At 72.4% G+C, this 18,827-nt stretch carries 19 protein-coding genes; 2 read left to right on the top strand and 17 right to left on the bottom strand.

The window, feature by feature from the left end; translation table 11 throughout:
• Positions 1 to 20: 20 nt before the first annotated feature.
• Entirely contained in the window at positions 21 to 683 is a 663-nt protein-coding gene (gene tsaB, locus ACFW2G_RS11310; RefSeq protein ID WP_037918972.1) for a tRNA (adenosine(37)-N6)-threonylcarbamoyltransferase complex dimerization subunit type 1 TsaB, read from the bottom strand.
• Positions 684 to 802: 119 nt separating this feature from the next.
• Between tsaB and ACFW2G_RS11305 the strand changes: the two genes are divergently transcribed.
• Positions 803 to 1,372, top strand: coding sequence for a hypothetical protein (locus ACFW2G_RS11305; protein ID WP_037918967.1), 570 nt, complete (start codon positions 803 to 805; stop codon positions 1,370 to 1,372).
• Between the two features lie 85 nt (positions 1,373 to 1,457).
• Here ACFW2G_RS11305 and ACFW2G_RS11300 read toward each other — a convergent pair whose 3' ends face one another.
• From ACFW2G_RS11300 to ACFW2G_RS11260, 9 genes are all read right to left on the bottom strand, one after another.
• Entirely contained in the window at positions 1,458 to 1,646 is a 189-nt protein-coding gene (locus ACFW2G_RS11300) for a hypothetical protein (protein ID WP_384447063.1), read from the bottom strand.
• 116 nt (positions 1,647 to 1,762) lie between these two features.
• On the bottom strand, positions 1,763 to 2,329 hold the full coding sequence (tsaE, locus tag ACFW2G_RS11295; protein ID WP_384447061.1) for a tRNA (adenosine(37)-N6)-threonylcarbamoyltransferase complex ATPase subunit type 1 TsaE: 567 nt from the start codon (positions 2,327 to 2,329) through the stop codon (positions 1,763 to 1,765).
• A complete protein-coding gene (locus tag ACFW2G_RS11290) occupies positions 2,280 to 3,539 on the bottom strand; it encodes an alpha/beta fold hydrolase (RefSeq protein WP_384447059.1) in 1,260 nt (419 codons plus the stop codon). The genes tsaE and ACFW2G_RS11290 overlap by 50 nt, the downstream gene beginning before the upstream one ends.
• Positions 3,484 to 4,626 (bottom strand): alanine racemase, encoded by a 1,143-nt coding sequence (gene alr / locus ACFW2G_RS11285; protein WP_037918963.1) that lies wholly within the window; start codon positions 4,624 to 4,626, stop codon positions 3,484 to 3,486. Before alr ends, ACFW2G_RS11290 begins: the two co-directional genes overlap by 56 nt.
• Before the next feature lie 216 nt (positions 4,627 to 4,842).
• Positions 4,843 to 6,261 (bottom strand): NAD(P)H-hydrate dehydratase, encoded by a 1,419-nt coding sequence (locus tag ACFW2G_RS11280; RefSeq protein WP_384581321.1) that lies wholly within the window; start codon positions 6,259 to 6,261, stop codon positions 4,843 to 4,845.
• A gap of 4 nt (positions 6,262 to 6,265) precedes the next feature.
• Complete coding sequence (locus tag ACFW2G_RS11275; protein ID WP_037918961.1) at positions 6,266 to 6,634, bottom strand: holo-ACP synthase; 369 nt, start codon at positions 6,632 to 6,634, stop codon at positions 6,266 to 6,268.
• A gap of 21 nt (positions 6,635 to 6,655) precedes the next feature.
• Complete coding sequence (glmS, locus tag ACFW2G_RS11270) at positions 6,656 to 8,503, bottom strand: glutamine--fructose-6-phosphate transaminase (isomerizing) (protein WP_037918960.1); 1,848 nt, start codon at positions 8,501 to 8,503, stop codon at positions 6,656 to 6,658.
• Between the two features lie 109 nt (positions 8,504 to 8,612).
• The gene (locus tag ACFW2G_RS11265) at positions 8,613 to 9,350 is read right to left on the bottom strand and encodes a hypothetical protein (protein ID WP_384581323.1); all 738 of its coding nucleotides are present in this window, start codon (positions 9,348 to 9,350) and stop codon (positions 8,613 to 8,615) included.
• A 187-nt stretch (positions 9,351 to 9,537) separates the two neighbouring features.
• The gene (locus tag ACFW2G_RS11260; protein WP_384447052.1) at positions 9,538 to 10,272 is read right to left on the bottom strand and encodes a hypothetical protein; all 735 of its coding nucleotides are present in this window, start codon (positions 10,270 to 10,272) and stop codon (positions 9,538 to 9,540) included.
• 259 nt (positions 10,273 to 10,531) lie between these two features.
• Between ACFW2G_RS11260 and coaA the strand changes: the two genes are divergently transcribed.
• On the top strand, positions 10,532 to 11,581 hold the full coding sequence (gene coaA, locus ACFW2G_RS11255; RefSeq protein ID WP_384447050.1) for a type I pantothenate kinase: 1,050 nt from the start codon (positions 10,532 to 10,534) through the stop codon (positions 11,579 to 11,581).
• Between the two features lie 93 nt (positions 11,582 to 11,674).
• On the opposite strand, the gene glmM is transcribed toward coaA, so the two are convergent.
• The 7 genes from glmM to rplQ all read right to left on the bottom strand — a co-directional run bounded on the left by glmM (position 11,675) and on the right by rplQ (position 18,807).
• A complete protein-coding gene (glmM, locus tag ACFW2G_RS11250; RefSeq protein WP_037918952.1) occupies positions 11,675 to 13,033 on the bottom strand; it encodes a phosphoglucosamine mutase in 1,359 nt (452 codons plus the stop codon).
• Between the two features lie 135 nt (positions 13,034 to 13,168).
• Positions 13,169 to 13,684 carry a 30S ribosomal protein S9 gene (gene rpsI / locus ACFW2G_RS11245; RefSeq protein WP_030773858.1) on the bottom strand — a complete coding sequence of 172 codons (516 nt, stop codon included), beginning with the start codon at positions 13,682 to 13,684 and terminating at the stop codon, positions 13,169 to 13,171.
• Between the two features lie 42 nt (positions 13,685 to 13,726).
• Positions 13,727 to 14,170, bottom strand: coding sequence for a 50S ribosomal protein L13 (gene rplM / locus ACFW2G_RS11240; RefSeq protein ID WP_037918950.1), 444 nt, complete (start codon positions 14,168 to 14,170; stop codon positions 13,727 to 13,729).
• 238 nt (positions 14,171 to 14,408) lie between these two features.
• A complete protein-coding gene (locus ACFW2G_RS11235) occupies positions 14,409 to 15,692 on the bottom strand; it encodes a glycosyltransferase family 87 protein (RefSeq protein WP_384581325.1) in 1,284 nt (427 codons plus the stop codon).
• A gap of 30 nt (positions 15,693 to 15,722) precedes the next feature.
• The gene (locus tag ACFW2G_RS11230; protein WP_384581327.1) at positions 15,723 to 17,342 is read right to left on the bottom strand and encodes an ABC-F family ATP-binding cassette domain-containing protein; all 1,620 of its coding nucleotides are present in this window, start codon (positions 17,340 to 17,342) and stop codon (positions 15,723 to 15,725) included.
• Positions 17,343 to 17,394: 52 nt separating this feature from the next.
• The gene (gene truA / locus ACFW2G_RS11225; RefSeq protein ID WP_037918947.1) at positions 17,395 to 18,246 is read right to left on the bottom strand and encodes a tRNA pseudouridine(38-40) synthase TruA; all 852 of its coding nucleotides are present in this window, start codon (positions 18,244 to 18,246) and stop codon (positions 17,395 to 17,397) included.
• Positions 18,247 to 18,345: 99 nt separating this feature from the next.
• A complete protein-coding gene (rplQ, locus tag ACFW2G_RS11220) occupies positions 18,346 to 18,807 on the bottom strand; it encodes a 50S ribosomal protein L17 (protein WP_037918945.1) in 462 nt (153 codons plus the stop codon).
• Between the last annotated feature and the right edge of the window lie 20 nt (positions 18,808 to 18,827).

Raw genomic sequence — 18,827 nt, 5'->3', positions numbered from 1 at the left:
CAGAACCGTCTCGGCCGTGGTCACTGCGGCGTGACCACCTTGTAGTTCTTGGGCACCTGGGCGTCGGGGCGCCGCAGGTAGAGCGGGGTCGGGGGGAGGAACTCCGCGCCCGCCGCCAGCCGTTCCGCGGCGAGGGAGGCCAGCGCGGCGGCCGACTGGTGCTCGGGGCCGCGCGCGTCCGGGAACACCTCGGGGTAGAGGAGTGCTCCCTGGCCCACCGCGGGCACTCCCGCGACCTGCTCGGCGATGTCCGCCGGGCGGTCCACGGAGGGCTCGCCGACGCGCGTGCGCGGGTCCTCGTAGCGTGCCCAGTAGACCTCCTTGCGCCGTGCGTCGGTGGCGACGGTGAAGGGGCCCTCGATCCCGGCGGCGCCCGCGGCGTAGGCCAGTCCGTCGAGCGTGCACAGGCCGTGGACGGGCACGCCCAGGACGGCGGCGAAGGTGGAGGCGGTGACGAGGCCGACGCGCAGTCCGGTGTAGGGGCCGGGTCCGACGCCGACCACGATGCCGGTGACGGCTTCGAGCTTCAGGCCGGCTTCGGCGAGGACGCGGTCCACGGAGGGGATCAGCAGCTCCCCGTGGCGGCGGGCGTCGACCTGGCCGGACTCTGCGAGGACGGACTCGCCGTCGTGCAGGGCGACGGTGACGGCGGGCGTGGCGGTATCTACAGCGAGCAAGAGCACGCGAACAGCCTACGACTCCGGCGGCCGCACCCCTTGCGCCCGGTCGTGGAGCGGGGCGGCTGCTACCTTTCGACCGAGAGATCACAACGGATCACGTCAGCGCGGAGAGGTGGAGCAAGGTGGCACGCAGCAGCTCGGGAATCGTGGCCGGGCTCACCGCCGCGGCGATCGCAGCCGTCGGCTTCCTCGGCTACCAGGCCTCCGCGACGGCGCCGGCGCATCCTCCGCGGGCGGCCGCGCAGGAACCGGCCCCGGCGGCGAGCCCGGCGGCCGCGGGCCAGCAGGACCCGGCGAAGCCGGCGCCCGTGCCCGAGTCTTCCGGCACGGGTGTGCGCGTCGTGTATGCGCTGAGCCAGAAGCGGGTGTGGCTGGTGGGGGACGCCGCGCAGCCGCCGCAGGAGCCGCAGTCGTTCCCGGTGGTGCCGAGCACCGTGCACCCCAAGCCCGGCACCTACATCGTCGGTTCGCGGTCGGGTTCGGTCACGGGCTCGGACGGGGCGCCGATCGAGCACGTGGTCCGGTTCGCCACCCAGGAGGGTGTGGCGGTCGGCTTCAGCGCCCGCGTGGACGGCACGACACCGGACCCCGACCCGAACAAGAAGACCGGCGGCATCCGCATGACGCGCGCCGACGGCGACGCGATGTGGGCCTTCGCGACGATCAATTCCAAGGTCGTCGTCATTCCCTGACGGGACGCGCCTCCTTCACCCGTACGGGCGACGGCCGCGAGGCCGGGAACCGGCGGGACGACCCCCCGGGCCCCTCGCGGCCCCGTCAGGCCGCTTCCGACTCCGGGGCGGCCTGTTCGCGTACGACGCCCTCCGGCGCGCCCTCCCGCGGTGCGCACTCGTCGCGCGAGGGCGGCGTCGATACGGCGGTGGCGGCCACGCCGGCGGCGAGCAGCGCGTGCATGGAGACGGCGGACGGGCGGGGGTGGCGCTGCGCTCCTGCTGGTGCCGACATGGCTGCCTCCTGGACCCCGGGACACCGTACTTAGGCATACCTAAGAAACTCTCGGTACCATGTCATCACGAGGGCTGCCGCCGGCGCAATATCTTGCCGACGAGTTGTCGGTACGTTTACTCCGGGAGCGCTCCGGCCAGGGCCTGGAGGCCCGCCCCCGCGTCCCAGCGCGCCCCGACCCCGCGCACCGACACCTCCCGCACGTCGTCCAGGACCTCCTCGTGGCCGACGGCCCGTGCGATCACCACGTGCAGCCTGTCCTCGGAGAGCTCCTCGACCTTGCCGTCGCCCCACTCGACGACGACCACGGACTCGGGCAGCGACACGTCGAGGTCCAGGTCCTCCATCTCCTCCAGCCCGCCGCCGAGCCGGTACGCGTCCACGTGCACCAGCGCCGGCCCGCCGGTGAGCGAGGGGTGCACCCGGGCGATCACGAAGGTCGGCGAGGTCACGGCCCCGCGCACGCCCAGCCCCTCGCCCAGGCCGCGGGTCAGCGTGGTCTTGCCGGCACCCAGCTCACCCGTCAGCAGGACGAGGTCGCCGGGACGCAGCAGACCGGCGATCCGGCGGCCCAGCTCCTGCATGGCACCGGGGGAGTCGATGGTGATCCGGGTGTGCGCGCCGTGCCCGGACTCAGCTTCCGGTGCCTGGCTGCGCTGTGCTTCCAGCGGTACTTCTTCCATGCACGCCAACGTTAGTCGCTACCGGGACCGGCACCGCCCCGGTGCGGGCCAGCAGATCGGTCAGCAGCCGCGTCACGGTCTCGGGGCGCTCCAGCATCATCAGGTGCCCGGTGGACTCCAGCACGACGAGCTCGGCGGCCGGCAGCACGTCCTTGATGGCCGCACTGTGCCCGGACGGGGTGATCATGTCCTTGTCCCCGGCGATGACGGTGACCGGGATGCCGGCGAACTGCTGGAGCGCGGCGGTCTTGTCGTGGCTCTGGAAGGCCGGGTAGAACTCCGCGACGACGTCGATCGGGGTGCCCTCGATGAGCCGCTCCGCGAAGCGCGCCACGCCGGGGTCCACGTCGCCGGAGCCGAACGAGTACATCCTGATCATGCCGGCGAAGAGGTCCGCGGTGGCCCGGCGGCCCCTCTCGACCAGTTCCACCTGCGATCCCAGCGCCTTCAGCACGCCCGGCAGGATCCTGCGCACGGCGCCCATGCCGGCGGCGGGCAGCCCGTAGGTCACCTCGTCGAGGCGGCCGCTGGAGGTGCCGACCAGGGCCACGCCGACGACGCGGTCGCGCACGAGGTCGGGATACTGCTCGGCGAATCCCATGACGGTCATTCCGCCCATCGAGTGACCCACCAGGATCAGCGGGCCCTCGGGGGCGGCGGCGTCGATGACGGCCTTCAGGTCCCGGCCGAGCTGCTCGATGGTGAGCGGTTCGCCGTCCGCCTGGGCCAGGCCGCGTGCGCTGCGCCCGTGGCTGCGCTGGTCCCAGTAGACCGCGCGGACCACTCCGCGCAGGGCCGCCCGCTGGAAGTGCCAGGAGTCCTGGGCGAGGCAGTAGCCGTGGCAGAAGACGACGGTGGCCGGGGGGTCGGCCTTGCGGCGCAGCCGCCGCCGCTTGCCCTCCTCGGGGAGCTCGTCGACCTCGTAGTAGAGCTCGGTGGCGTCCTCGGCCCGGCAGGTCCCCTCGGTGCCGCGCAGGGAGCCGTAGTCCCCGGCCGTGTCCAGGGCCAGGCGCGCCTTCCGGCGCACGCCGCGTCCCACGGTGATCCGCTCGACCGCGACACCGGCCGCCGCGCCCGCCGCTATCACGCCGATGGCGGCGCCGGCCCAGCCGGCCCTGCGCCAGTTCTCGCTCACGCCGCCGCCCTCACTCCGCTCAGCCGCCGAGGTACACCCGGGGTACCCGTCCACCGATACGGGTGACGATCTCATACGCGATCGTGTGCGCGGCCCGTGCCCAGTCCTCGGCGGAGGGCTCACCGCGTTCCGGGTCGCCGAAGATGACGACCTCGTCGCCGGCGGCGACCCGCTCGCCCTCCCCGTCCAGGTCGACCACGAACTGGTCCATGGCGATGCGTCCGGCGACGTTCCGGACCGTGCCGCCGACGAGCACCGGACCGGCGCCCGACGCCTGGCGCGGGATGCCGTCGGCGTAGCCGGCCGGAACCAGCGCGAGGGTCGTCCGGTCGCCGGTGACGTGGTGGTGGCCGTAGCTGACCCCGTGGCCGGCGGGAACCGTCTTGACCAGCGCGAGGGAGGCCTTGAGGGTCATCGCGGGCCGCAGGCCCAACTGGGCCGGGGTGCCGAGCTCGGGCACCGGCGAGACGCCGTAGACGGCCACCCCGCAGCGCACCAGGTCGAAGTGCGACTCGGGCAGGGTGAGGGTGGCGGGCGAGTTGGCGATGTGCCGGACCTCGGGGTCGATCCCCTCCTTCTCGGCGTACGCGAGCATCTCGCGGAAGGCGTCGAGCTGGAGCTTGATCGAGGGGTGGCCTGGCTCGTCGGCGCAGGCGAAGTGCGACCAGAGGCCGGTGACCTCGACGGCGCCTTCGGCCTGGGCGGCTACCGCCGCCCCGACCAGGGCCTCCCAGTCGGCGGGCTGGCAGCCGTTGCGGCCGAGGCCGGTGTCGGCCTTGAGGTGGATGCGTGCGGTGCGGCCGGCCGCGCGGGCTGCCTCGCGCACCTCGTCGAGGGCCCACATGCCGCTGACGGAGACGTCCAGACCGGCCTCGACGGCCTCCCGCCAGGGCCCGCCGGGGGTCCACAGCCAGCACATGATGCGGCCTTCGATCCCGGCGGCGCGCAGCGCGAGGGCCTCCTCGGGGGTGGCGGTCCCGAGCCAGGTCGCGCCGGCCTCCCGAGCGGCCCCGGCGCATTCCACTGCCCCGTGCCCGTAGGCGTTCGCCTTGACGACGGCCATGAACTCGGCCCGGGGCGCCCGCTCGCGCAGCGCGCGCACGTTCTCCCGGACGGCGTCAAGATCGATCTCGGCATACACGCGCGTCGGTGTCTCGTTCATCGTCCACAGTCTCTCAGAGTCCCCGCCCGGCCCTGGTGCCGACGGCCGAAGAGGCGGACAGCGGCGGCGGACGGCCCCGCACCGGCGCCCCGCCGAGCCCCCGCGCCGAGCCCTCGCCGAGCCCCCTCCGAGCCCCCGCGCCGAGCCCTCGCCGAGCCCTCGCACCGGGCCTCCACCCCCGTCGGCCCTCCCGGGGAGCTGCCCGGCCCCCGCGCCTCACCCGCCGTCGGGGCCGGCCTCCCGGCGGGTGTCCCGCCAGGCGGCGGGGAGGGCCTCGGCCAGCTGGTGGGCCGTCAGGGGGCCGCCGGTGCGGCGGGCCGCCAGCCCGTGGAGGTACGCGCCCACCGCACCGGCGTCCGCTCCGGACAGCCCGCCCGCCAGGAGCGACCCGGCCAGTCCGGACAGCACGTCCCCGCTGCCCGCGGTGGCCAGCCACGGTGTTCCCGTCGGGTTCACCCGGACCGGCCGGCCTGCGGAGGCGACCAGCGTCGTCGACCCCTTCAGCAGAACCGTCGCCCCGTACCGCTCCGCCAGCCTCCGCGCGGCCGCCAGCCGGCCCGCCTCCACCGACTCCAGCGACACCCCGAGCAGCGCCGCCGCCTCCCCCGCGTGCGGGGTCAGCAGGGTCGGGGCGGTCCGCGCGCGCAGCACCTGCGGGTCCAGTCCGCGCAGCCCGTCCGCGTCGACCAGTACCGCCGTGTCCCCGGCGAGGACGTCCGCGACCTCGCCGCCGCGCCCCTCCCCCAGGCCGGGACCGATCGCCCACGCCTGCACCCGCCCGGGTCCGATCAGCGTCTCGGGGTAGCGCGCCAGCACGGCGTCCGCCGCCGGGCCGACGTAGCGCACCGCGCCCGCGCCGCCGCGCAGGGCCCCCGCGACGGCCAGCACCGCCGCCCCCGGGTACTGCGTCGATCCGGCCACGATCCCGACGACGCCGCGCCGGTACTTGTCGCTCGATGCCGTCGGCTCCGGCAGCAGCCGCGCCACGTCCGCGTGCTGGAGTGCCTCCACCTCCGGCTCCGGCAGCCGCAGCCCGATGTCCACGAGGTGCAGCGCGCCCGCCCGCGAGGCCCCCGGGTCGATCAGCAGACCCGGTTTGTACGCCCCGAAGGTGACCGTCACGTCGGCCGTGACGGCCGTTCCCGCCACCTCCCCGGTGTCGGCGTCCACCCCGCTGGGCAGGTCCACGGCGACCACCGCGGCCCCCTGCGGGATCCGCTCCGCCAGCGCGGCGCCCGCGGGCCGCAGCCCGCCCCGCCCGCCGATCCCGAGCAGCCCGTCCACCACCAGGTCGGCCCGCTGCGGCACGCTCCGCGCCAGCTGCCCGCCGGCGGCCCGCAGTGCGGCCACCCCGCCCGCGTGCATCCGTGCCGGGTCCATCGGCACGGCCGTCACCCCGGCCCCGCGCCGGGCCAGGCGCGCGCCGGCGTACAGGGCGTCGCCGCCGTTGTCCCCGGGGCCGACGAGCAGCACGACGCGTGCCCCGTAGACCCGGCCGCGGCGCCGCGTCAACAGGCCCGCGCACACGGCGGCCAGCCCGGCCGCCGCCCGCAGCATCAGGGCGCCCTCCGGCAGCCGGGCCATCAACTCCCGCTCGGCGGCCCGTACGGTCTCCACGCTGTAAGCAGTACGCATGGGGTCAACCCTCCGCGATCACCACCGCGGAGGCCACACCGGCGTCGTGGCTCAGCGAGACGTGCCAGGACTTCACCCCCAGCGCCAGCGCCCGCGCCCGCACCGTCCCCGACACCCGCAGCCGCGGCTGCCCGGTGTCCTCCACATAGACCTCGGCGTCGGTCCAGAGCAGGCCGGCGGGCGCACCGAGGGCCTTGGCCAGCGCCTCCTTGGCGGCGAACCGCGCGGCGAGCGAGGCGGTCCCGCGCCGCTCGCCGCTCGGCAGCGTCAGCTCGGCCTCGACGAACAGCCGCCCGGCCAGGCCCGGCGTGCGCTCCAGCGCCGCTCCGAAGCGTTCGATCTCCGCCACATCGATCCCGACGCCGACAATCACGAGGCCTACCCCACTACCCGACTACTCCACGGTCACGGACTTTGCGAGGTTACGCGGCTGGTCCACCTCGTTGCCGCGGGCCGTGGCCAGTTCGCAGGCGAACACCTGCAGCGGCACCGTCGCCACCAGCGGCTGGAGCAGTGTCGGGGTGGCCGGGATGCGGATCAGGTGGTCCGCGTACGGGACGACCGCCTCGTCCGCCTCCTCCGCGATCACGATGGTCCGTGCCCCGCGCGCCCGGATCTCCTGGATGTTCGACACGATCTTGTCGTGGAGCACGGAGCGGCCGCGCGGCGAGGGCACGACCACGACCACCGGCAGGTCCTCCTCGATCAGGGCGATCGGCCCGTGCTTGAGCTCGCCCGCCGCGAAGCCCTCGGCGTGCATGTACGCCAGCTCCTTGAGCTTGAGCGCGCCCTCCAGCGCCACCGGGTAGCCCACGTGCCGCCCGAGGAAGAGCACGGTGTCCTTGTCGGCGAGGGAACGCGCGAGCGCCCGTACCGGCTCCATGGTCTCCAGGACGGTGTCCACGGCGGCGGCGATGTCCGACAGTTCGCGGATCACCGCCTCGATCTCGTCGCCCCACTTGGTGCCCCGGACCTGTCCGAGGTACAGCGCGACGAGATAGCAGGCCACCAGCTGGGTCAAGAAGGCCTTCGTCGAGGCGACGGCGACCTCGGGACCGGCGTGCGTGTAGAGCACGGCGTCCGATTCCCGCGGAATCGTCGACCCGTTGGTGTTGCAGATGGCCAGCACCCTGGCGCCCTGCTCGCGTGCGTGGCGCAGCGCCATCAGGGTGTCCATGGTCTCGCCGGACTGCGAGATCGCGACGACCAGGGTCCGCTGGTCCAGGATCGGGTCACGGTAGCGGAACTCGCTGGCCAGCTCCGTCTCGCACGGGATGCGGGTCCAGTGCTCGATGGCCAGCTTCGCGATCATGCCCGCGTGGTAGGCGGTGCCGCACGCCACGATGACGACCTTGTCGACCTCCCTGAGCACCGAGACGGGGATGCGCACCTCGTCCAGGCTCAGCGAGCCGCTCGCGTCGATCCGGCCCAGGAGGGTGTCGGCAACGGCCTTCGGCTGCTCGGCGATCTCCTTGAGCATGAAGTAGTCGTATCCCCCCTTCTCGGCCGCCGAGGCGTCCCAGTCCACGTGGTACGCCCGCACGACGGCCGCCGACCCGTCGAAGTTGGTCACCGCGACCCCTTCGCGGCGGAGCTCGACGACCTGGTCCTGCCCGAGCTCGATCGCGGACCGCGTGTGGGCGATGAACGCGGCCACGTCCGAGGCGAGGAAGTTCTCCCCCTCGCCGACGCCCACCACCAGGGGGGAGTTCCGGCGCGCGCCGACCACGACGTCCGGTGCGTCGGCGTGCACGGCCACCAGGGTGAAGGCTCCTTCGAGGCGGCGGCACACCTGCCGCATGGCCTCGGCGAGGTCGCCGGTGGCCGAGAACCGCTCCGCCAGCAGGTGGGCGACGACCTCGGTGTCGGTCTCGGAGTCCAGCCGGTGTCCGCGCTCGGCGAGTTCGGCCCGGAGCACGGCGAAGTTCTCGATGATGCCGTTGTGGACGACGGCCACGCGCCCCGCGTTGTCGAGGTGCGGGTGCGCGTTGACGTCGGTGGGCCCGCCGTGGGTCGCCCACCGGGTGTGCCCGAGTCCCGTGGAACCGGCCGGCAGCGGGTTCGCGACCAGTTCCTTCTCCAGATTGACGAGCTTGCCGGCCTTCTTGGCAGCGGCCAGGCTGTCGTCCGCGAGTACGGCGACCCCTGCCGAGTCGTAGCCGCGGTACTCCAGTCGCTTGAGTCCGGCGATGACCACATCGAGCGCAGACTGCGCTCCCACGTAACCCACAATTCCGCACATAGGGCGCAGCGTACGCCGTGGCCGGCCGTCTGCCCCGTAGCCGAACAAGACGAAAACCCCGCCCCGGCGCATCGGCCGGAGCGGGGTTGACGGTGCGTCGGAAGGGGCCTCAGCCGAGCTTCTTGGCCTGGGCCTCGACGAGGGCCTTCGGCTGCTCGGCGGTGCCGGCCAGGCTCAGGGAGGAGAAGGTGGCGACCGTGTTGCCCTTGCGGACGAGGACCAGCTGGGTCGTCAGCTTCTCGCCGTCGGCGTCGATTTCGACGGTGAGGGGCAGGGTCTCGTCGCCACCGGTGACGGCGGCACCGGGCATGACCTTGGTGATCTTGGTGGTCTCGCCGTCCTGGGTGGCCGCGTAGCCGCCCGAGCACTTCTCGCTCGCGGTCTTCACCGCGGCGAAGGCCTCCTCGGCGCCCTTGGCCTCGTACGAGGCGAGGGTCACCGTGGTGGCCGTGGAACCGAGGGCGCCCGCGATCGCCTTCGCCGCATCCTCCGGCGAGGTGCCGGTGGCGGGCTTCGGGGTGGCGATCGCCTTGGTGCGGGCCGTGCCGGAGGGGGTGCCGGCCGGGACGAAGGCCTGGGCCTGGACCAGGATCTTGCATTCGGGCTTGTCGCTGGTGGCGGTGGCGCCGGCGGCGGCCTCGGCGGGCGTGGACTCCTTGAAGGTGTGGTCCGCGAGGTCGGCCTGGGTCACCAGGAGCTTCGCCAGCTCCGCGTCGGTCTTGCCCTTGGCGGCGGGGGCCGCCGACGTCGCCGCGGCCTCGGACGGCTTGGCGTCCGCCTTGGTGTCGGCCTTGTCGGAACCGCAGGCGGTGGCCAGCAGGACCAGGGACACGGCGGACGCGGTCATGACAGAACGGCGAACAAGGGTGCTACGCACGAGAAGACTCCCCCACAGGCAACGAAAACGGCACGCGGGAGCCGCACCCTCGACCGGGCGCGGCTCCGAACGGTTGTACGGCCAATCTACTGGTCAAATGATCAGCGGCCCGCGAATTTCGCGGGCCGCATCGGATCGTGACCGGTACGAGACCGATTCAGCCGAGCTTCTTCAGCTGCGCGTCGACGAACGCCCGCGCGTCGGCCGGCTTGGTGTCGAAGCGGACCGTGTGGACGACCACGAGGTTGTTGCCCTTGCGGAAGGCGACCATCTGGCTGTTCATGGCCTCGCCGTCGTCCTCGGTGGCGAACGCCCACGCCGCGGCGTCGTCGCCGGCGGTGAACGCCGCCGGGGTGACCGACTTGACCGTGGTCTTCTCGCCCTTCGCCGTCGTCGCGAACCCCGCCCCGCAGGCCTGGCCGGCGGCCTTCAGGGACGCGAGGGCCTCCTCCGCCCCCTTGCCGTCGTAGGAGGCGAGCTGCACGGAGGTCGCGCTGATGCTCAGCGGATTCGCCGGGTCGGACGGCTGGCCGACACCGACGCGCTCCGTCGTGGTGACGGCCGTGCCGATCGGGGCCAGGCTGCCCGCCTGGGCGAGCGGCGCGCACTCCGGCTTGTCGGTGGTGACCTCGGCGGCCTTGGCGATGTCGTCCGCCCCCGCCTTCTGGATCTTGACGTCGCGGACGTCGCCGTCGGCCAGCGTGAGCTTCTCCAGCTCGACCGCGGTGAGCGCCTTGGCCTCGGGCGTGGGCGAAGGAGACGGGGCGGCCGCGGACGGCTTGGCGTCCGCATCGGCGCCGGGCGCGTCCGAGGGGCCGCAGGCGGTGGCCAACAGGGCGAGGGACGCGCCGGAGGCGGTCAGGACGGCACGACGGAGTATGGCGGTACGCACGGAGGACTCCCGGGAAACAAGGTGGTGTCAGAGCAGCGCGGAGGACGTCCCGCAGCTGCGGGACGATCAAGTGGACTGCATCGCTCCGCACTGTACGGGCGATCCTCGCGCCCGCCTCCGGTGTGACGACCGCGAGCGCGGATCGTGATCAGGGCGAGACCCCGATCTTCGCGAATCGGACCGGACGCCCGGGCATCCCCTTTGGCCACGTGACCGACCCCACCACCCACAAGCGCCCCCCAGCCCCGACAATGGCGGTGTGATCACTTCGCCGCCACGAAGCAACACGCCCGAGGAAGCAACGGAGCACCCCGGCCGGGACGGGCAGCCCCCGCGTTCCGCGCACCGCCGCGGCCCCGAGGTCTCGCCGTACGTGGACCTCACCCGGGCCGAGTGGAGCGCCCTGCGCGAGCGGACGCCGCTGCCGCTGACCGCGGACGAGGTCGAGCGCCTGCGCGGCCTCGGCGACGTCATCGACCTCGACGAGGTCCGCGACGTGTACCTGCCGCTGTCGCGCCTGCTCAACCTCTACGTCGGTGCCACCAGCAACCTCCGCGGCACCCTGAACACCTTCCTCGGCGACGCCGGCAACGGCCACGGCGCACAGTCGGGCACCCCCTTCGTCATAGGGGTCGCCGGCTCGGTCGCCGTCGGCAAGTCCACCGTGGCGCGTCTGCTCCAGGCCCTGCTCGCCCGCTGGCCCGAGCACCCCCGCGTGGAACTGGTCACCACCGACGGCTTCCTGTACCCGATGAAGGAGCTCCAGCGGCGCGGACTCACCTCCCGCAAGGGGTTCCCCGAGTCCTACGACCGCCGCGCGCTCACCCGCTTCGTCGCCGACATCAAGGCCGGCAAGGACGAGGTCCGGGCCCCGGTCTACTCACACCTGATCTACGACATCGTGCCCGGCGAGGAGCTCGTCGTACGCCGTCCGGACATCCTCATCGTCGAGGGCCTCAACGTGCTCCAGCCGGCCCTTCCCGGCACCGACGGCCGGACCCGCGTCGCCCTCGCCGACTACTTCGACTTCAGCGTGTACGTGGACGCCCGCCCCGAGGACATCGAGCGCTGGTACCTCAACCGCTTCCGGAAGCTGCGCGAGACCGCCTTCCAGAACCCGTTCTCCTACTTCCGCAAGTACACACAGGTCTCCGAGGAGGAGGCCATGGAGTACGCGCAGACGATGTGGCGGACGATCAACCGGCCGAACCTGCTGGAGAACGTGGCCCCCACCCGCGGCCGGGCCACCCTCGTCGTCCGCAAGGGGCCGGACCACAAGGTCCAGAAGCTGAGCCTGCGCAAGCTCTGACCCTGCCGGTGCGCATGCGGGCGGCTCCGGCCGGGCCCCGCGGCCCCCTCCGCCGCGCAGCGCACAGCGGAGGGGCGCCCTGGAGCGCGCGCCCTAGCCGAGCGCCGACTTCACGGCGTCCGCGAGCCGGCCGGCGACGGCGCGGGCCTGCTCGATGTCGGCGGCCTCGACCATCACGCGCACGAGCGGCTCCGTACCGGAGGGACGCAGCAGCACGCGGCCGGAGGTGCCCAGCTCGCGCTCGGCGTCGGACACCGCCGCCGCCAGCTCGCCGGAGGTCGAGACCCGGGACTTGTCCACGTCGGGAACGTTGATCAGGACCTGCGGCAGCCGCTGCATGACCCCCGCCAGCTCGGCGAGGGAACGGCCGGTGGCCGCGACCCGTGCCGCGAGCAGCAGACCGGTCAGCGTGCCGTCACCGGTGGTCGCGTGGTCGAGGATGATCACGTGGCCGGACTGCTCACCGCCGAGCGCGTAGCCGTGCTCCTTCATCGACTCCAGCACGTACCGGTCGCCGACCCCGGTCTGCACGACCTGGATGCCCTCGCCCTCCATGGCCAGCTTGAAGCCCAGGTTGGACATCACGGTGCCGACCACGGTGTTCTCCCGCAGTTGGCCGGCCTCGCGCATGGCCAGTGCCAGCACCGCGAGGATCTGGTCGCCGTCGACCTCCGCTCCGGTGCCGTCCACGGCCAGGCAGCGGTCCGCGTCGCCGTCGTGCGCGATGCCGAAGTCGGCGCCGTGCTCGACCACGGCCGCCTTCAGCAGACCGAGGTGGGTGGAGCCGCAGCCGTCGTTGATGTTCAGGCCGTCCGGACCGGCACCGATCGTGACGACCTCCGCGCCGGCCCGCGCGAACGCCTCGGGAGAGACGTAGGAGGCCGCGCCGTGCGCCTCGTCGAGGACGATCTTCAGACCGTCGAGGCGGTTGGGGAGGACTCCGATGAGGTGGGCGACGTACTTCTCGAAGCCCTCGGTGTAGTCCGAGACGCGGCCGACACCGGCCCCGGTCGGCCGGTCCCAGGGGGCACCGGTGCGGTGCTCCTCGTAGACGGACTCGATGCGGTCCTCCAGCTCGTCGGCGAGCTTGTGGCCGCCGCGGGCGAAGAACTTGATGCCGTTGTCGGGCATGGCGTTGTGGCTGGCGGAGAGCATCACACCGAGGTCGGCACCCAGCGCACCGGTGAGATACGCCACCGCCGGGGTGGGCAGCACACCGACGCGCAGGACGTCCACGCCCGCGCTCGCCAGGCCGGCCACGACCGCGGCCTCAAGGAATTCACCGGAGGCGCGGGGGTCCCGGCCGACCACCGCGGTCGCCCGGTGGCCCTCGAAGGTGCCCGCTTCGGCGAGTACGTGGGCAGCCGCCACGGAGAGGCCGAGCGCGAGCTCCGCCGTCAGATCCGCGTTGGCGACGCCGCGTACACCGTCCGTCCCGAAGAGTCGTCCCACAGTTGTCCTCCCGAGTGTGCGCTTCGCGTATGACCGCTTGTGTCAGGTATGTGCCGCTTGTGGCGGTAAACGAACCGCCCCGGCAGCACAGAGAGTGCTGCCGGGGCGGTTTCGTTGCAGAACAGCAGGCGCAGATTAGCGCTTGCTGTACTGCGGAGCCTTACGGGCCTTCTTGAGACCGGCCTTCTTGCGCTCGACCGCACGGTCGTCGCGGGAAAGGAAGCCGGCCTTCTTCAGCGCCGGGCGGTTGTTGTCCACGTCCGCCTCGTTCAGCGCACGGGCCACGCCGAGGCGCAGGGCACCGGCCTGGCCGGAGACGCCGCCACCCGAGATGCGGGCGATGACGTCGTAGCGGCCGTCGAGCTCCAGGAGCTTGAAGGGCTCGTTGACTTCCTGCTGGTGCACCTTGTTGGGGAAGTAGTCCTCAAGGGTGCGACCGTTGATCTTCCACTTGCCGGTGCCCGGAACGATCCGGACGCGGGCGATGGCGTTCTTGCGACGGCCCAGGCCTGCGGCCGGCTGGGGGTCACCGAAGCGACCGGCAAGGGACTCGGAGGTGTAGTCGCCCTCGACGACGACCTCAGACTCGGTGGTGTACTCCTCGACGCCCTCGAACTCGTCGACGGGGGTCTCGGCGGTGGTCTCGGCCACGATGCTCCTCAGAATTCTCTGTGTCTTAGGGGGTGGCCGGAACTACTGCGCGACCTGGGTGATCTCGAACGGCACCGGCTGCTGGGCAGCGTGCGGGTGCTGGTCGCCCGAGTAGACCTTCAGCTTCGAGAGCATCTGACGGCCCAGGGAGTTCTTCGGGAGCATGCCCTTGACGGCCTTCTCGACGGCCTTCTCCGGGTTGTTCGCCAGCAGGTCGTCGTAACGCACGGCGCGCAGGCCGCCCGGGAAGCCGGAGTGGCGGTAGGCCATCTTCTGGGAGGCCTTGTTGCCGGACAGGTGAACCTTGTCGGCGTTGATGATGACGACGAAGTCACCCATGTCCATGTGAGGGGCATAGGTCGGCTTGTGCTTGCCCTTCAGGAGGGCAGCGGCCTGGGTCGCCAGACGGCCGAGGACGACGTCCTGGGCGTCGATGACGAGCCACTGGCGCGAGATGTCGCCGGGCTTGGGGCTGTACGTACGCACGCGTATGCCTTCGCTTCTTCAGTGGTGGTATCCCACGGGCGCAAGCCCGGCGGGAAGGTCCTGACAGGGTCACCACGGACGATCACGACAGCCCTCGCTCGCATCGGGGACGCAACCCGTGTGAGCGGCCAACTGCTGGTCATCGGTCCGGTGGACCGGCGTAAGGCCCTTTCACGTGAGAATGAGAAAGCCAATACGCATAACAAACCAGCAGGATACCCAAGCAGACCCGTACGGGTCAAAACGCGGTCCGCGATGCCGATGCTGCTGGCGTCGCGGCGCACTCCGGTTCGGTCCTGGGTGGGGACCCCGCAGTTGTTACGGGCTTCAGAATAACCCGCCCGGAGCGCAGTGCACGACGCGCCAGGACGAAGGCGAGCCCGCACAGGGTGGCGCAGTCCTTGAAGGCGCGCCGCTTGTGGGCCAGCTCCGCGGGCCAGGGCACCAGCGCCAGCTGGGGCGTCAACGCCAGCCAGAACCAGGGCGAGCGGGGCGCGGAGCCCGGCCGCACCGCCGAGGCCAGCAGCAGCGGCAGCACCACGAGCAGGTAGTGATCGAAGGACGGTCGCGACACCAGGAATGCGGCGAGCATCACCATGCAAGCCGTCTCGACGAGACGCAGCTCACCCTGGTCGGCGTCCTCCTCCGTGCGCCGCCACCGTGCCCAGGCCGCCCACAGCCCGGCCGCGGCACCGGCGAAGGCGACCAGGACGGCCAGTGGCTGCGGTACCCCGAGCCGCGGCAGCACCGCTATCGGCGAGGCGTCCCAGGGCAGCGCGTACGCGTCCTGCCCCTGGAGAAGGAACGGCAGGGTCCTGGTGAAGAACAGTGAGGGACTCGGCATCAGCAGCGCCCCCGCCAGCGACATCCCCAGCGGCACCAGCACCGCCGCGGCCAGCCCCCGCCACTGCCGGGCGAGGAGGAACAGCAACCCGACCGGCACCAGCATCGGCTTGCAGGCGATGGCCAGCCCGACCACCAGCCCGGCCCACCCCCACGACCGGCGGTGTGCGAGCAGCAGTGCCAGGGGCAGCGCGGCCGCCGAGACGGCCGTCCAGTTGCCGATCAGCACCAGGTTCGCCCACGGCTTGTACAGGAGGGCGAGCACGGCCGGGCCGCCGACGGCCAGGCGCGAGCGCAGCGGCACGGAGAACAGCCGCAGGGCGGCCAGCCAGCCGATGCCCAGCAGCCCCGACATGCCGACCGGCAGGACCCAGCGCAGCACCCCCCGCGGCACCAGCGCCTCCGGCACCGCCATGAGCACGGCGCTCGGCAGGTAGAGGAAGCGCTTGTCCTCGTAGGGCGACCCGCCGTCCAGCAGCGTCTGCGCGGCCTTGACCACGAAGGCGTTGTCCGAGCCCCAGTTCTCCCGCAGGCTCGTGGAGACGCAGCTCCCGAGGAGCACCGCCAGGCAGAGCACCTGCCAGGAGCGCGGGGCCGGCCGCAGCAGCAGGCCGACCAGCCGGTCCCCGGGGGGCCGCGCCTGCCACCTCATGAGCCAGATGCCAGGCCTCAGGCCCACGACGCCCCTCCCTCACCGCCGAGCCACCGCTCAGCGCTCGCGTTCGACCCTGCGCTCGTCCCAGACGGGCTCCTGAGTCTCCCGCACCACGCCGTCCGAACCGAAGACCAGGTAGCGGTCAAACGTGCGCGCGAACCAGCGGTCGTGCGTGACGCACAGCACCGTCCCCTCGTAGGACTCCAGTCCGTCCTGGAGAGCCTCCGCGGACTCCAGGTCCAGGTTGTCCGTGGGTTCGTCCAGCAGCAGCGCCGTGGTACCCGCCAGCTCCAGCAGCAGGATCTGGAAGCGCGCCTGCTGACCGCCGGAGAGCCTCTCGAAGGGCTGCTCGGCCTGACGCTCCAGCTCGTAGCGGCGCAGCGCCCCCATCGCCTGCCCGAGGGGCTTGGCGGCCTCCGTCCACAGGATCTCGACGAGGGTGCGGCCGAACAGCTCCGGGTGGGCGTGGGTCTGCGCGAAATGGCCGGGAACCACCCGCGCGCCCAGCTTCCAGTCGCCGGTGTGCCGGACGTCCTCGCCCGCCAGCAGCCGCAGGAAGTGCGACTTGCCCGAGCCGTTCGAACCGAGCACCGCGACCCGCTCCCCGTAGAAGACCTCCAGGGAGAACGGCTTCATCAGCCCGGTGAGCTCAAGGTTCTCCACCGTGAGCGCGCGCACGCCGGTCCGGCCGCCCTTGAGCCGCATCGTGATGTCCTGCTCGCGCGGCGGCTCCGGCGGCGGACCGGCCTCCTCGAACTTCTGGAAGCGGGTCTGCATCGCCCGGTAGCGCGAGGCCATGTCGGGGCTGCTCGCGGCCTGGTTGCGCAGTCGCAGCACCAGGGCCTTCAGTCGGGCGTGCTCCTCGTCCCAGCGCCGCTTGAGCTCCTCGAAGCGGGCGAAGCGCTCCTTGCGTGCCTCGTGGTAGGTCCCGAAGCCCGCACCGTGCACCCACACGTCGGAGCCCGTCGGGCTCGCCTCCAGGCTGATGATCTTCTCGGCGGCCTGGGTCAGCAGCTCCCGGTCGTGGGAGACAAACAGGACCGTCTTGCGGGTCGCCTTCAGCTGCTCCTCCAGCCACCGCTTGCCCGGGACGTCGAGGTAGTTGTCCGGCTCGTCGAGCAGCAGCACCTCATCGGGCCCGCGCAGCAGCGCCTCCAGCACGAGCCGCTTCTGCTCACCGCCGGAGAGCGTGCGCACCTCGCGGAACTGGGCGGAGTCGTACGGGACGGCCAGCGCGGCCGTCGTGCAGACGTCCCAGAGGGTCTCCGCCTCGTAGCCCTGGACGTCGGCCCAGTCGCTGAGCGCCTGGGCATAGGCCATCTGCGCGGCCTCGTCGTCCACCGTCATGATCAGGTGCTCGGCCCGGTCGACGGCCTTCGCCGCCTCCCGGATCCGCGGCTGGGACACCGAGACCAGCAGGTCACGTACGGTCGTCTCGTCGCGTACGGAGCCCACGAACTGGGACATCACACCAAGGCCGCCGCTGATCGTGACGCCGCCGCCGTGCGGCTGGAGCTCCCCCGAGATCAGCTTCAGCAGGGTGGTCTTACCGGCACCGTTCGCCCCGACCAGGGCGACCACCGACCCCTCCCCCACGCGGAAGGAGACGTCGGGGAGCAGGACCCGCCCGTCGGGAAGGTAGTACTCCAGGTGGCTGGCTTCGAGATGTCCCATGCCGGGCATTGTCCAGGTCGGCGCGCCATCCGCCCAAACGATTTCGCGGCGCTCAGCAGCAGCCGGCGGCCGGCAGGGTCCTCATGTTGCGGGCCTCCTTGCTGCGGGCTGCCAGCAGCTCGTCCGCCGGGTAGCCGACCTCCTCCAGGGTCAGCCCGTGCGGCTTGACCACGTGCACCGAGGAGTCCCGTACGGCGGCGGCCAGCACCTTGCCGGGCCAGTCGGTGGGCCGGTGCCCGTCTCCGACGTGGAGCAGGGCGCCCACCAGGGAGCGGACCATGTTGTGGCAGAAGGCGTCGGCACGGACGGTCGCGGTGACGATGCCGTCCTCACCGCGCTCCCAGCTCAGCTGCTGGAGCGTGCGGATCGTCGTGGCGCCCTCGCGCTTCTTGCAGTACGCGGCGAAGTCGTGCTCGCCCAGCAGCGGGGCGGAGGCCTCGTTCATGGCGTCCACGTCCAGGGGCCACTGGTGCCACAGGACGTGGCCGCGGCGCAGCGGGTCGACGCCACCCTGGTGGTCGCCGACCCGGTAGGCGTAGCGGCGCCAGATGGCCGAGAAGCGCGCGTTGAAGCCCTCGGGGGCCTCGGCGACCTTCCACACCCGCACGTCGTGCGGCAGCCGGCCGGCGAGGCGGCGCAGCAGCTTGTCGTGGTGTTCGGCCCAGACCTCCTCGGCGAGATCGAACTGCGCGACCTGACCGCGGGCGTGCACCCCCGCGTCCGTACGGCCGGCCACGGTCAGCTCGACCGGCTCCCCCAGCCGCATCACGGTCCGCAGTGCGCTCTCCAGCTCTCCCTGGACGGTCCGCAGCGTGCGCTGCTTCGCCCAGCCGGAGAAGTCCTTGCCGTCGTAGCTCAGGTCCAGCCGTACCCGGACGTGCCCGGGCTCCACCTCGTCACTCACGTGACCGATCCTCTCAGAATCACCCAGATGCAGAACGGGCCCGCCCCGGAAGGGGGCGGGCCCGTTCAGAGCCGTTCAAGCAAGCGTGATCCCTGAGGATCAGGCCTCCTTGGTCTCCTCGGCGGGGGTCTCGGCGGCCTCCGCCTCCTTGACCGCGCGCTTGGTGGCGGCCTCGGCCTCACCGGTGGCCTGCTGGGCGACCGTGAGGGCCTCGACCAGCTCGATCACGGCCATCGGGGCGTTGTCGCCACGACGGTTGCCGATCTTGGTGATGCGCGTGTAACCACCGGGGCGGTTCTCGTAGCGCGGGGCGATCTCGGTGAACAGCGTGTGCACGATGCTCTTGTCCGTGATCGTCTGCAGCACCAGGCGACGGTTGTGGATGTCGCCCTTCTTGGCCTTGGTGACCAGACGCTCGGCGTAGGGACGCAGGCGGCGGGCCTTGGCCTCGGTGGTGGTGATGCGGCCGTGCTCGAAGAGCGCCTTCGCGAGGTTCGCGAGGAGGTGCTTCTCGTGCGCGGCGGAGCCGCCCAGGCGGGCACCCTTTGCGGGACGCGGCATTGTTACTCCTTCATATCTGC

Origin of the sequence: Streptomyces sp. NPDC058880, assembly GCF_042742535.1 — a bacterium.
In the GTDB taxonomy this organism is placed as follows: domain Bacteria; phylum Actinomycetota; class Actinomycetes; order Streptomycetales; family Streptomycetaceae; genus Streptomyces.
The sequence above is the reverse complement of the archived record's forward strand: the minus strand, read 5'-3'. Positions and strand labels throughout refer to the sequence as shown.

Excerpts from the sequence above, each read along its gene's own strand:
- ACFW2G_RS11300 (WP_384447063.1), bottom strand. The coding sequence starts at position 1,646 with ATGTCGGCACCAGCAGGAGCGCAGCGCCACCCCCGCCCGTCCGCCGTC.
- tsaE (WP_384447061.1), bottom strand. The coding sequence starts at position 2,329 with ATGGAAGAAGTACCGCTGGAAGCACAGCGCAGCCAGGCACCGGAAGCT.
- ACFW2G_RS11290 (WP_384447059.1), bottom strand. The coding sequence starts at position 3,539 with ATGAGATCGTCACCCGTATCGGTGGACGGGTACCCCGGGTGTACCTCG.
- alr (WP_037918963.1), bottom strand. The coding sequence starts at position 4,626 with ATGAACGAGACACCGACGCGCGTGTATGCCGAGATCGATCTTGACGCC.
- ACFW2G_RS11280 (WP_384581321.1), bottom strand. The coding sequence starts at position 6,261 with ATGCGTACTGCTTACAGCGTGGAGACCGTACGGGCCGCCGAGCGGGAG.
- glmS (WP_037918960.1), bottom strand. The coding sequence starts at position 8,503 with ATGTGCGGAATTGTGGGTTACGTGGGAGCGCAGTCTGCGCTCGATGTG.
- ACFW2G_RS11265 (WP_384581323.1), bottom strand. The coding sequence starts at position 9,350 with ATGACCGCGTCCGCCGTGTCCCTGGTCCTGCTGGCCACCGCCTGCGGT.
- ACFW2G_RS11230 (WP_384581327.1), bottom strand. The coding sequence starts at position 17,342 with ATGGGACATCTCGAAGCCAGCCACCTGGAGTACTACCTTCCCGACGGG.
- rplQ (WP_037918945.1), bottom strand. The coding sequence starts at position 18,807 with ATGCCGCGTCCCGCAAAGGGTGCCCGCCTGGGCGGCTCCGCCGCGCAC.